Raw genomic sequence first — 11,684 nt, forward strand, 5'->3', positions numbered from 1 at the left:
CGGCGACACCCCTCCCAACCGCCCGTCCAAGTCTCTATATTGAGTCATGGAAAAGCGAATCTACCCCCAGGCCATCGAATCAGTCGTCATGCCGGAGCCTTTTGGCCGGCAAAGCTTCGACAGCGCCGAAAAAGCCGTTGCCGCACTGCAGCTGCTCTACGACCGCAACACCAAGTTCCTGCGCGATGCCTTCGCCGCACTGGCGGCAGCCGGAGGCGACAGCAGCAAGCGCTACCGGGCCTTCTATCCCGAGATCGGCGTCACCACGAGTTCGTTCACCCAGGTCGACTCGCGCCAGGCCTATGGCCATATGCCGACGCCCGGCCATTTCGCCACCACGATCACGCAGCCGCGGCTGTTCGAGCGGTACCTGATCGAACAGCTGCGCCTGATCATGCGCAACCACGGTGTCGCGGTCACGGTTTCGGAATCGACCACACCCATTCCGCTGCATTTCGCCTTCCTGGAGGGAACTTATGTCGACGGGGCCGCTGCGGAGCGCATCAAGCGGCCGATCCGCGACCTGTTCGACGTGCCGGATCTCGACGGCACCGACGACCAGATTGCCAATGGCACGTTCGAAGTGGCCTTCGGCGAACCAAGACCGCTGGCACCATTCACGGCGCAGCGCATCGACTATTCGCTGCACCGCATGACCCATTACACGGCGACCAGCCCGCAGCATTTCCAGAACTTCGTGCTGTTCACCAACTACCAGTTCTACATCGACGAGTTCGTCGCCCGCGCCCGCGACCTGATGGAGAAGGGCGGCGGCGGTTACGCAGAATTCGTCGAGCCGGGCAATGTCGTGACCAGGGCCGGACAGAGCGCGCCTGGCGAAGGCGTTGGACCGCAGCGCCTGCCGCAGATGCCGGCCTATCACCTGAAAAAGCCGAACCATGGCGGCATCACCATGGTCAACATCGGCGTTGGCCCTTCCAATGCCAAGACGATCACCGACCATATCGCCGTGCTGAGGCCGCATGCCTGGGTGATGCTTGGCCATTGCGCCGGGCTGCGCAACACCCAGGCGCTCGGCGACTATGTGCTGGCGCATGCCTATGTGCGCGAAGATCACGTGCTGGACGACGACCTTCCCGTCTGGGTGCCGATCCCGCCGCTGGCCGAGATCCAGGTTGCGCTGCAGGAAGCGGTCGCCGAAGTCACCGGCCTGTCGGGCTATGACCTGAAGCGCATCATGCGCACCGGCACGGTCGCCACCATCGACAACCGCAACTGGGAACTGCGCGACCAGCGCGGACCGGTGCAGCGCCTGTCGCAGTCGCGTGCCATCGCGCTCGACATGGAATCGGCGACGATCGCCGCCAATGGCTTCCGCTTCCGCGTGCCCTACGGCACGCTGCTGTGCGTTTCCGACAAGCCACTGCATGGCGAGCTGAAACTGCCTGGCATGGCGACCGAGTTCTACAAGCGCCAGGTGGCGCAGCACCTGACCATCGGCATCAGGGCGATGGAGAAGCTGGCCGAGATGCCGATGGAGCGGCTGCATTCGCGCAAGCTCCGAAGCTTTTCGGAGACAGCGTTCCAGTAGGCGGTCGCGAGGCAGCGGCGAGGCAATTCGTCGTCTTGATCAGGCCGCAATTTGGCCGATAAGCAGATCGAACGCAGGCGGCATCCAGCAGACACGACCTCAATGATAACAGGCGCGCGCTTGAAAATGACGGCTGGGTTGGCATTCCTGGCGATGACGGCATTGTCGGTCGCGCTGCTGGCCGGGTTCTTCGGCACGCTGCATCCGGCTTTCGATTCCTTCTCGCATTTCCGCATGCACTTCAGCGGGCTTATGGCGCTTCTGGCGCTGCCACTGCTTGCCAGCTCGTTTCGGCTGCAGGCAGCAGCGGGGCTGGTCTTTGCCATCGCCTGCCTGGCCACGACGGCAAGCGCGCTGCCGAGGCTTTGGCCGCAGCCTGCGGCTGCCAAGCCCGCCGATCAAGCCGTCTACAGCCTGCTGCAGATGAATCTGCGCTTCAACAACCCGACACCGAAAAAAGTGCTCTCCCTGATCGGCCGCACCAACCCGGACGTGATCACCCTCGACGAGGTGTCGGAGATGTGGACGACCGAGCTTGGCACCATCACCAGCGCCTACCCCTACCGTATCCTCTGCCCCTACCCGAACGGCATGTTCGGCGTGGCGCTGCTGTCGCGCCGGCCCTTTTTGGCCGGCACGACACCGCGGTGCGAGCCGCGCGGCGCGATGGCGACCGCGACCATCGACTTCGGCGGCATTCCCGTCGATGTCGCCGCGATCCATTTGAGCTGGCCGTGGCCGAAGGAGCAATACTGGCAGATCGGCGAACTTGCGCAGACACTGGCCGGGCTTGGCCCGACCGCGATCATGGCCGGCGATTGCAACGCCGTGCCGTGGAGTGCGGCGGTGCGGCGGGTCGCGGCTCTCGGCGGGCTGACACTTATGCCTTCGGCCGGCCCGACCTGGATCCACCGGACACTGCCCGACGTCCTGCGCCGCTATGCGGGCCTGCCGATCGACCAGGTGTTCAGCAAAGGTGGGCTGACCATCCTGTCTTCGACGCGGCTGGAGGATACCGGCTCCGACCATCTGCCGGTGCTGGTCGAGTTCACGCTTCGCCCTGACGACAAGCAGCCTGAGAATGACCACGCCACAGCACTCGCGGCGAGTAACCTGTCAGCCAAGCCTCACGGCTGAGCGAAGCCCGCGCCACGACGCTGACCGGATCACTCGTTCATGGTTTTTTGATCAAGGCAGCGATCAGATGCTCGACATGGCCGCCGTTGCTGTGCTCGCGCCGATCGAAGGCGTTTTGTTTGGCCTCATATTCGGCATAGACAGCCTTGATGCGAAGCTGAGCTTCGCGGCGCGTCTTGTAGCAAGACGGGTCGTTGGCCACCCGCAGGCCGGCTATCGACCTTTCCGTAGCGCGCATCATTTCCCTGGCGATGCGCCCATGTGTTTCCTCATGGGCGCGAACACCGGCGAAAAACCTGTTCCAGCGCCTTTTCAGTGCCGGCGTCGCGGGCGAGGCAAAGCGAGGGAAGGTGTAGAAAAGATTGAGCGTGCCATTGACGCCCCGCATCCGGCAGAAGCCGTTGCTCTGACCGGCGTCGAGGTCCCAATCGACGGTATAGGCAGTCGTGGCGATGGCATGCGTCATGAAGCCGTGCCTTGGGCCCTTGCTGTCCATCGCCTCGACGAGGGCCGCGCCCGAGCTTCCCGTAATGTCGTAAGTCCGCGTCTGGACCACCGCCCTGGTGCCGGCCAGGGCCTCTGGCGCACACAGCGCTCCAATAGCGACGAGGCATGTCATAACCATCCGGCGCATCGGCCTTCTCCCCTATCCCGGGAGAAGGAACCATAGACCGGTGGCCGTTTCAACGGTTTTGCCGCCGAGGCCCAAACCGCCCGGCCGCGCGAGGTCACATACCCTGGTAGACCGGACCTTCTCCGCCCTGTGGCGGCACCCAATTGATGTTCTGGTTCGGGTCCTTGATATCGCAGGTCTTGCAGTGGACGCAGTTCTGCGCGTTGATGACGAAGCGCACATCTTTCGCCGCCGGATCAGCGGCGGCATTGCCGTCCTTGTCGACCCATTCATAGACGCCAGCCGGGCAATAGCGTGTCGAAGGCCCGGCAAAGACATCGTGCTCGGACCGCTTCTGCAGTTCCATATCGCCGACCAGCAGATGGACCGGCTCGTTCTCTTCGTGATTGGTGTTGGACAGGAATACCGAGGACAGGCGGTCGAATGTCAGCACGCCATCCGGCTTCGGATAGGCGATCTTCTTGTGCTTGGCGGCTGGCTCGAGCGCCGCATAGTCGGCCTTGCCGTGCTTCAGCGTGCCGAAGGGCGAGACGCCGAACAGCGTGTTCAGCCACATGTCGAGGCCGCCAAGGCCGATGCCGACGATGGTGCCGAAGCGCGACCACAACGGCTTGACGTTGCGCACCTTCTTCAAATCCTTGCCGATGTCGGTGGCGCGCCAGGCCGCCTCATAGGAGGAAAGCTCGTCATTGGCGCGGCCAGCGCCGATCGCCTCGGCGACATGCTCGGCCGCCAGCATGCCGGAGAGCACCGCATTGTGCGAACCCTTGATGCGCGGCACGTTGACGAAGCCCGCCGCGCAGCCCATCAGCGCGCCGCCTGGGAAGGACAGTTTCGGCACCGACTGCCAGCCACCCTCGGTGATGGCGCGCGCACCATAGCCCAGGCGCTTGGCGCCTTCGAAGGTGCCGCGGATCGCCGGATGGGTCTTGAAGCGCTGGAATTCCTCGAAAGGCGATAGATACGGATTCTTGTAGTTGAGGTGGAGAACGAAGCCGACCGCCACCTGATTGTCCTCGAGATGGTAGAGGAACGAGCCGCCGCCGGTCTTCATGTCGAGCGGCCAGCCGAAGGAATGCTGGACCAGGCCTGGCCGATGGTTCTCCGGCTTGACCTGCCAGAGTTCTTTCAGGCCGATGCCGTATTTGCCAGGCTCGCGGCCATCGGAAAGCTTGTATTTGGCGATCAGCTGCTTGGCGAGCGAGCCGCGCGCGCCTTCGCCGATCAGCACATATTTGCCCATCAGCGCCATGCCCGGCGCGAAGCCCGGGCCGTGCGTGCCGTCCTTCTCGACGCCCATATCGCCGGTGACGACGCCGGTGACGGCGCCTTCTTCATTGTAGAGCAGGCCTGCGGCGGCAAAGCCCGGATAGATTTCGACGCCAAGCGCCTCGGCCTTACCAGCCAGCCAGCGGCAGACATTGCCGAGCGAGACGATGTAATTGCCGTGATTGTTCATCAGCGGCGGCATCAGAATGTTGGGCAGGCGGAACGAGCCGGCAGGGCCGAGCACCAGGAAATGATCCGCCGTGACCGGCGTCTTGAAGGGATGGCCATCCTCCTCGCGCCAGCCGGGCAGCAGCCGGTCGATGCCGATCGGGTCGACGACGGCGCCGGAGAGGATGTGGGCGCCGACCTCGCCGCCCTTTTCCAGCACGACGACGGAAAGCTCGGGATTGACCTGCTTGAGGCGGATGGCCGCGGCAAGGCCGGCCGGACCGGCACCGACGATGACCACGTCGAATTCCATGCTTTCGCGTTCGATATCGCTCATCAACCCCTCCGCACTGGCTTGCCGCTGTTGCGTATCTTGCTGGCTCCTGCGCTGCATAGCGCATCAATTGGCGACAGGAAACCGGCGCAGACGTGACAATGCGGATTTGGCCAAAAAGTCGCGCATCTTGCAGCAGGGCAGCCGTTTGTGCACGGCGAGACCTGCAGTGCTCGCGTTTTTTAATTGTTCGACGGCTTGCTTATCAGCCATACTTCCCGCCATGCGCATTCCTGGGCCTGCCGGCTTTTCTTCGACGCGCTTTGTTTTCCCGCCCGGCCGGGCCTGCCGGGCGATTCTTCTGGCCCTTCTGATGTCGGCACCGGGGCACGCCGCCGCGGACGAAGTGAAAGTCTGGGCGACAGGCGCCTATTCCTTTTCCGACGAGCTTGGCGGCTTCCGCATCACCGGTGCTTCCGGCATCGGGACCAAGGACGACCCGCTGGTCATCACCGAAGAGCTGAATTCGGCGACACCGGTGACGCTGACCATCCGCACCACCAAGCCGATCCAGACATTCGGCAAGGCGGGCGAGTTCGCCAACGGCATCATGTATATGCGCATCGACGTGCTCAACAACAGCGGCCAGGCCTGGATCGAGTTCCAGTTCGAGCTTCAGGAGATCCTGAACCAGCCGAGCGTGTTTGGAGACGGGTTCTCGTTCGACCAACGCAACAAGACGCCGGAAAATATCTGGTCGAGCAATTTCGCCGATTTCGACCGCGAGTTCGAACCTTATGACCGGCTGCTGTTCAAGAACGGCAAGGTCGACCCGCACAAGACCGTCAGCTTCGAGTTCCTGATGACCGACTATACGCCGCGATGGACCTTCTATGTGGTGCAGGATCCGCGCATCCCGACGGGATAGGGCAAGCGGCCGGCCTTGCAAATTGCAGTCATGCGGACGAATGTGCGCACCATGACTGCCGCCTCCCCCAACAACCCTACCGAAATTGCCGACATCCTGGCCTTCTATGCCAGCGCCGGCGTCGATGAGGCGTTGGAAGACGCCCCGGTGAACCGCTTCGCCGAGCCGGCGCCGAGGCCTGTCGAGCGCGCACCGGTGCAGGCGGCGCCCCCTCGCGAGGAGAGGGCGCCGGAGCGGCCAGCGGCTTCGCCCGGCTTGGATACGAGCAACGTGCCGGATGCGCCACCGGCACGTTCATCGGTAGCCGCCGTGCCAGACGAAGCTCAGGCGGCGCTGGCGCGCCAGTTGGCAACAACGGCAACAACCTTGGACGAGTTGCGCCAGCATATGGCTGCCTTCGACGGCTGCAATCTCAAGACCACCGCCAAGAACCTGGTGTTCGCCGACGGCAACCCGGAGGCCGCGGTCATGCTGGTTGGCGAAGCGCCGGGCCGCGACGAGGATATTGAGGGCTTGCCCTTCGTCGGCCGCTCGGGCCGGCTGCTCGACCGCATGCTGGCCGCGATCGGGCTCGACCGCACTTCGGTCTACATCGCCAATGTCATTCCGTGGCGGCCGCCAGGCAACCGCACGCCGACGCCGCACGAGACCGAGATCTGCCGGCCGTTCATCGAGCGGCAGATCGAGCTGGTCAATCCCAAGGTCTTGGTCAATCTCGGCGGACCCTCGGCCAAGACCTTGCTCAACACCTCCGAAGGCATTTTGCGGCTGCGTGGCAACTGGCGCGTCCACACCACGGCCTCCGGCATCGCCATTCCGGCCATGCCGACACTGCATCCGGCCTATCTCCTGCGAACGCCCGCGCACAAGAAGCTGGCATGGCGGGATTTTCTTGAGGTGAAGGCGAAGCTGCGGGCGCTCTCCTAGCGATGACCTCGCGGGTAATTGAAATGCCGTCCCTGTCGCCCTAACCATCCTCCCATGACATCAGCCCAAACCTCCGCCGGCAGCCTCATTCGCGAATGGCGCACGCGCCGCCGCATGAGCCAGCTCGACCTCGCCATGGAGGCCGAGATTTCGCAGCGGCATCTGAGTTTTGTCGAAAGTGGGCGTGCCGCGCCCTCGCGCGATATGGTCTTGCATCTGGCGGAGCAGCTTTCGATCCCGCTGAGGCAGCGCAACCAGTTGCTGCTGGCGGCGGGCTTTGCGCCGAGCTTCAGCGAAAGGCCGCTGACCGACACGACACTGGCACCGGCGATGGCGGCCGTCGAGATCGTGCTCAAGGGGCATGAGCCCTTCCCGGCGCTGGCTGTCGATAGGCACTGGAACCTGGTTTCGGCGAATGCCGCAATTGCTCCCTTCCTTGCCGATGTCGGCGAGGCTTCGCTGCTGGCGCCGCCGGTCAACGTGCTTCGCCTCAGCCTGCACCCCGGCGGCATCGCACCGCGCATCGTCAACCTCGCGGAATGGCGCACGCACCTGCTCGAACGTCTCAAGCACCAGAACGATGCCAACGGCGATCCGGTGCTGGTCGAACTGGAGCGCGAGCTGCGCAGCTATCCTTCCGGCCTCAAGGGCAACAGGCCAACACCCGTCGAGCCGAATGCCATCGTGCATCCGCTGCGCCTCGCGCATGGCGATCAGGTGCTGTCTTTCATCAGCACCATCACCGTGTTCGGCACGCCGCTCGACGTGACCTTGTCTGAACTGGCGATCGAGTCCTTTTTCCCGGCCGACGAACAGACTCGCTCGGTGCTGGTGCGACTGGCCAAGGAGCGGAACGAACGATCCTGATCACCCCTGTGGCAGTGTCACCTTTCGCGTTCGGGTGCGCTCAAGGCCAAGCTGGCGCTCGCGCCAGATGATGAAGACGCCGGCGGTCACCACGATCGCACCACCGACCAGCGTGCTGAGCGAGGTCACGTCGCCGAAAACAAAATAGCCGACGATGACGCCGAGGATCATCGAGGTGTACTCGAACGGCGCCACCACCGAAGCCTCGGCATGGCGATAGGCCGAGGTCATCAGGATCTGGCCGAGGCCGCCGCAGAAGCCGGCCATGATGAGCAGCGCGGCTTGCGCCGGCGTCAGCGATTGCCAGCCGAAAGGCAGCGTCAGCAGCGAGAGCACGCTCGCGGTCGACGAGAACCATAACACGATGGTCGCCGTCTTCTCCGTTTGCACGAGATTGCGCACAAGCAGCATGGCGACAGCCGAGACCGCCGCGGCCACCAGCGCGGCCATGACGCCCAGGACCTCCTGGTCGTCGAGCGCTTCATCCGAATTGAGCAGGGTCAGTTCCGGCCAGGAAATGATGAGCACGCCGACAAGACCAATGGCGACAGCGCTCCAGCGATAGACGCGGATCGTCTCGCCAAGGAAGACCGAGGAGAACACCACGACCAGCAGCGGCTGCGCATAGTTCAGGGTGATCGCCTCCGGCAGCGGCAGCCTGGTCAGCGCGAAGAAGCCAAGCCCCATGGCGCCAACGCCCACAATACCGCGTGCGACGTGGTTGAAGGGACGTTTCGTGACGAATGCCGTCGACAGCTGTCCCTTCAATGCCAGGAAGGCAATGATCGGGAAGATGGCGAAGAAGGAGCGGAAGAAGACGATCTGCCCGGCCGGCACGTCGCCGGCCGCCTTGATGCAGGTTTGCATGCCGACAAAAACCGCGACGGACACGATCTTCAGGGCGATGCCCCTCAGCGTACCGTGGCCGCCGGTTGTTTCTGGTTGAGCACCGGCTCCTGATGTCACGCTGGCGATGAGTCCATGATCGTTGCCTGTATGCCCGGCAACGCTGGCATTCAACATGCTTTAGCCGCGATGCCGCAAAGAAGGCCCCGATAGACCCCCTCGCAGTTTTGTCGAGGGACTGTTTCGTGTAAAGAGCGCGGACTTCAAATTTCTTGGACCAGCGGGAACGTCCGCTTCCAACGCAATCGACAGGAAAACCCAGGGAATGCGCACGGACACCGGCCAGGTCTTCAAGCTCGAAGACTATCGCCCCAACGATTATCTCATTCCGCAGACCAACCTCACCTTCCGCCTTTCGCCTGAGGCTACAATCGTCACCGCGATATTGACGGTCGAACGCCGCGACGGCGTGTCCGCTACGGCGCCCTTGGTGCTCGACGGCGACGGGCTGAAGCTCAAGCGCATCGAGATCGACGGCAAGAAGGCAAAACCGGCGGATCTGCTGGTGACGCCTGACCAGCTCACCATTCTCAAGCCACCGGCCGCGCGCCGCTTTCAACTGTTGATCGAAACCGAACTGGCGCCCGCCGGCAACGAAGCCCTGATGGGCCTCTACCGCTCGAACAATGTCTATTGCACGCAATGCGAGGCCGAGGGCTTTCGCCGCATCACCTATTTCCTCGATCGCCCCGATATCCTGTCCGTCTACACCGTCCGCATCGAGGCGTTGCGCGACGAGGCGCCGCTGCTCCTGTCCAACGGCAATCCGGTCGACAAGGGCGATATCGGCGACGGCTGGCACTATGCTGGATGGCACGACCCCTTCCCCAAGCCGTCCTATCTGTTCGCGCTGGTGGCCGGCAATCTCGGCCAGGTCGCCGACAGTTTCGTCACCCTATCCGGCCGCGAGGTCGAGCTCGGTATCTATGTCGAGCCCGGCAAGGAGACGCTTGCCGGCTACGCCATGGACGCGCTGAAGCGATCTATGAAATGGGACGAGGAGGCGTTTGGCCGCGAATATGACCTCGACGTCTTCAACATCGTCGCCGTGTCCGACTTCAACATGGGCGCGATGGAGAACAAGGGCCTCAACATCTTCAACGACAAATATGTGCTGGCCGACCAGGAGACGGCGACGGACGCCGATTTCGCCAATATCGAGGCGATCATCGCGCATGAATATTTCCACAATTGGACAGGCAACAGAATCACTTGCCGCGACTGGTTCCAGCTTTGCCTGAAGGAAGGCCTGACGGTCTTCCGCGATCATGAATTCTCCGCCGACCAGCGCTCGCGCGCGGTCAAGCGCATCGCTGAAGTGCGCACGCTGCGCGCGCACCAGTTTCCCGAGGACCAGGGTCCGCTGGCGCATCCGGTGCGGCCGCGCCGCTACCGCGAGATCAACAATTTCTACACGGCGACGGTCTACGAAAAGGGTTCCGAAGTGGTGCGAATGATCCGCACCATCCTCGGGGCCGAAGCCTTTCGCGCCGGCATGGACCTCTATTTTGAGCGGCATGACGGCGATGCGGCGACGATCGAGGATTTCATCAAGGTGTTCGAGGATGCCTCGGGCCGCGACCTGTCGCAGTTCGCGCTCTGGTATCATCAGGCCGGCACGCCCAATTTGACGGTCAGTTCGACGCACAATGTGGCCGCGCAAGAATTCACGCTCGAGATCGAGCAGTCGGTGCCGCCGACGCCTTCCGAAAGCCGCAAGCGGCTGATGCATATCCCGCTCGCCTTCGGGCTGATCGGCGCCGGCGGCAAGCCTGTCGCATATAGCGGCGTCGAGGGCGCCAGCGTCGAGGACGGCATCATCCATGTCCGCAAGCGTCGCCATATTGTGCGTTTCTCAGGCGTTGCCGAACGTCCGGCGGTGTCGCTCAACCGCGGCTTTTCGGCGCCGGTGACTCTGTCGGTCGAGCAGAAGGCCGACGATCAGTTCTACCTTGCCCGTCATGACAGCGACGCCTTCTCGCGCTGGCAGGCCTTCAACACACTGCTCACCGATGCGCTGATCGCAGCCTTCCGCGAAATCCTTGGCGGCAAGCAGCCGGTCTTCGCGACGCGGCTGACCGAGCTCGCCGGCAGCATCGCCGCCGACGAGACGCTGGAGCCCGCCTACCGGGCCCTGGCGCTGGCGCTGCCAGGCGATGCCGACATCGCCCGCGACATCGGCAAGAACATCGATCCCGACGCCATCCACGCAGCCCGACAGGCTCTTGCGCTCGCAATCGCCACGGCGAACCAGGAACCCTTCGCGGAACTATATGATCGCCTCGCCGACACGGCCGTGTTCAGCCCGGATGCGGCAAGTGCGGGACGGCGCGCCCTGCGCAACATCTTGCTGGATTATCTCTCGCTGCTGCCGGGTGGAGCGGCATTGGCGGCTGGGCATTTCCAGTCGGCGACCAACATGACCGACCACGCGTCCGCCCTCGCCGTGCTCGCGTATCGCCACCATGGTTCGCCGGAGGCAAACAAAGCGCTGGCAGCTTTCGAAAAGACCTATGCGTCCGACCCGCTGGTCATGGACAAATGGTTCCAGATCCAGGCCGGCGTGCCCGGACCACAGGCAGTGGACACGGTTCGGGCGCTAACCGCTCACGCGGCCTTCTCGATGGCCAATCCGAATCGGGTGCGCTCGCTGATCGGCACATTCTCCAGCGCCAACCAGACCGGCTTCCACCGCGCCGACGGCGAAGGCTACCGTTTCTTCGCGCAGACGGTGCTCGAGGTCGAAAAACGCAATCCGCAAGTGGCGGCAAGGCTGGCGACGGCGCTCAGATCATGGCGTTCGCTCGAACCGGGCCGGCAGGCCAAGGCCCGGGAAGCGCTGCTTTCGATCGCCAATGCCGAAAACCTGTCGGCGGATCTGCGCGATATCGTCGAGCGGACCCTGGCCTAGGCACCCCTTGCCTTCTCCCGTGCGGGAGAAGGCCGGCTTCCAAACCTCCGAAAGCCCATTATTTTAGTCGATTTTTAATCTTTTTTCGCCGGACCACTGGACAAGGCGAAT

At 63.5% G+C, this 11,684-nt stretch carries 10 protein-coding genes; 6 read left to right on the forward strand and 4 right to left on the reverse strand.

Annotated elements, in window-relative coordinates; genetic code table 11:
• The first annotated feature begins 88 nt into the window (after positions 1-88).
• Together DBIPINDM_RS05365 and DBIPINDM_RS05370 are read left to right on the forward strand one after the other, a co-directional pair.
• Positions 89-1,552 (forward strand): AMP nucleosidase, encoded by a 1,464-nt coding sequence (locus tag DBIPINDM_RS05365; protein ID WP_258584761.1) that lies wholly within the window; start codon positions 89-91, stop codon positions 1,550-1,552.
• A 126-nt stretch (positions 1,553-1,678) separates the two neighbouring features.
• Positions 1,679-2,689 (forward strand): endonuclease/exonuclease/phosphatase family protein, encoded by a 1,011-nt coding sequence (locus DBIPINDM_RS05370; RefSeq protein WP_258584762.1) that lies wholly within the window; start codon positions 1,679-1,681, stop codon positions 2,687-2,689.
• 37 nt (positions 2,690-2,726) lie between these two features.
• Here the strand turns inward: DBIPINDM_RS05370 and DBIPINDM_RS05375 are convergent, their stop codons facing one another.
• The 3 genes from DBIPINDM_RS05375 to DBIPINDM_RS05385 form a co-directional block, all read right to left on the reverse strand.
• Positions 2,727-3,323: a DUF922 domain-containing Zn-dependent protease gene (locus DBIPINDM_RS05375; protein WP_258584763.1), complete on the reverse strand. Its 597-nt coding sequence runs from the start codon at positions 3,321-3,323 to the stop codon at positions 2,727-2,729.
• A gap of 94 nt (positions 3,324-3,417) precedes the next feature.
• Positions 3,418-5,097 carry an electron transfer flavoprotein-ubiquinone oxidoreductase gene (locus DBIPINDM_RS05380; RefSeq protein WP_258584764.1) on the reverse strand — a complete coding sequence of 560 codons (1,680 nt, stop codon included), beginning with the start codon at positions 5,095-5,097 and terminating at the stop codon, positions 3,418-3,420.
• A gap of 63 nt (positions 5,098-5,160) precedes the next feature.
• Positions 5,161-5,307, reverse strand: a complete 147-nt coding sequence (locus DBIPINDM_RS05385; protein WP_258584765.1) for a hypothetical protein — start codon at positions 5,305-5,307, stop codon at positions 5,161-5,163.
• Between the two features lie 10 nt (positions 5,308-5,317).
• Between DBIPINDM_RS05385 and DBIPINDM_RS05390 the strand changes: the two genes are divergently transcribed.
• Genes DBIPINDM_RS05390 through DBIPINDM_RS05400 form a run of 3 tightly spaced genes read left to right on the forward strand, consistent with a single transcriptional unit; the run spans position 5,318 to position 7,756 of the window.
• Positions 5,318-5,962 (forward strand): hypothetical protein, encoded by a 645-nt coding sequence (locus DBIPINDM_RS05390; protein WP_258584766.1) that lies wholly within the window; start codon positions 5,318-5,320, stop codon positions 5,960-5,962.
• Positions 5,963-6,013: 51 nt separating this feature from the next.
• The gene (locus DBIPINDM_RS05395; protein ID WP_258589470.1) at positions 6,014-6,889 is read left to right on the forward strand and encodes a uracil-DNA glycosylase; all 876 of its coding nucleotides are present in this window, start codon (positions 6,014-6,016) and stop codon (positions 6,887-6,889) included.
• 54 nt (positions 6,890-6,943) lie between these two features.
• Complete coding sequence (locus DBIPINDM_RS05400) at positions 6,944-7,756, forward strand: helix-turn-helix domain-containing protein (protein WP_258584767.1); 813 nt, start codon at positions 6,944-6,946, stop codon at positions 7,754-7,756.
• Here DBIPINDM_RS05400 and DBIPINDM_RS05405 read toward each other — a convergent pair whose 3' ends face one another.
• On the reverse strand, positions 7,757-8,779 hold the full coding sequence (locus DBIPINDM_RS05405) for a DMT family transporter (protein WP_258584768.1): 1,023 nt from the start codon (positions 8,777-8,779) through the stop codon (positions 7,757-7,759).
• A 148-nt stretch (positions 8,780-8,927) separates the two neighbouring features.
• On the opposite strand from DBIPINDM_RS05405, the gene pepN reads away from it, so the two are divergent.
• Positions 8,928-11,573, forward strand: coding sequence for an aminopeptidase N (gene pepN / locus DBIPINDM_RS05410; RefSeq protein WP_258584769.1), 2,646 nt, complete (start codon positions 8,928-8,930; stop codon positions 11,571-11,573).
• Positions 11,574-11,684: the final 111 nt, after the last annotated feature.

The sequence above is a fragment of the Mesorhizobium sp. AR02 genome (assembly GCF_024746835.1).
GTDB lineage: Bacteria > Pseudomonadota > Alphaproteobacteria > Rhizobiales > Rhizobiaceae > Mesorhizobium.

Excerpts from the sequence above, each read along its gene's own strand:
- DBIPINDM_RS05365 (WP_258584761.1), top strand. The coding sequence starts at position 89 with ATGCCGGAGCCTTTTGGCCGGCAAAGCTTCGACAGCGCCGAAAAAGCC.
- DBIPINDM_RS05370 (WP_258584762.1), top strand. The coding sequence starts at position 1,679 with ATGACGGCTGGGTTGGCATTCCTGGCGATGACGGCATTGTCGGTCGCG.
- DBIPINDM_RS05375 (WP_258584763.1), bottom strand. The coding sequence starts at position 3,323 with ATGCGCCGGATGGTTATGACATGCCTCGTCGCTATTGGAGCGCTGTGT.
- DBIPINDM_RS05380 (WP_258584764.1), bottom strand. The coding sequence starts at position 5,097 with ATGAGCGATATCGAACGCGAAAGCATGGAATTCGACGTGGTCATCGTC.
- DBIPINDM_RS05385 (WP_258584765.1), bottom strand. The coding sequence starts at position 5,307 with ATGGCTGATAAGCAAGCCGTCGAACAATTAAAAAACGCGAGCACTGCA.
- DBIPINDM_RS05390 (WP_258584766.1), top strand. The coding sequence starts at position 5,318 with ATGCGCATTCCTGGGCCTGCCGGCTTTTCTTCGACGCGCTTTGTTTTC.
- DBIPINDM_RS05395 (WP_258589470.1), top strand. The coding sequence starts at position 6,014 with ATGACTGCCGCCTCCCCCAACAACCCTACCGAAATTGCCGACATCCTG.
- DBIPINDM_RS05400 (WP_258584767.1), top strand. The coding sequence starts at position 6,944 with ATGACATCAGCCCAAACCTCCGCCGGCAGCCTCATTCGCGAATGGCGC.
- DBIPINDM_RS05405 (WP_258584768.1), bottom strand. The coding sequence starts at position 8,779 with ATGTTGAATGCCAGCGTTGCCGGGCATACAGGCAACGATCATGGACTC.
- pepN (WP_258584769.1), top strand. The coding sequence starts at position 8,928 with ATGCGCACGGACACCGGCCAGGTCTTCAAGCTCGAAGACTATCGCCCC.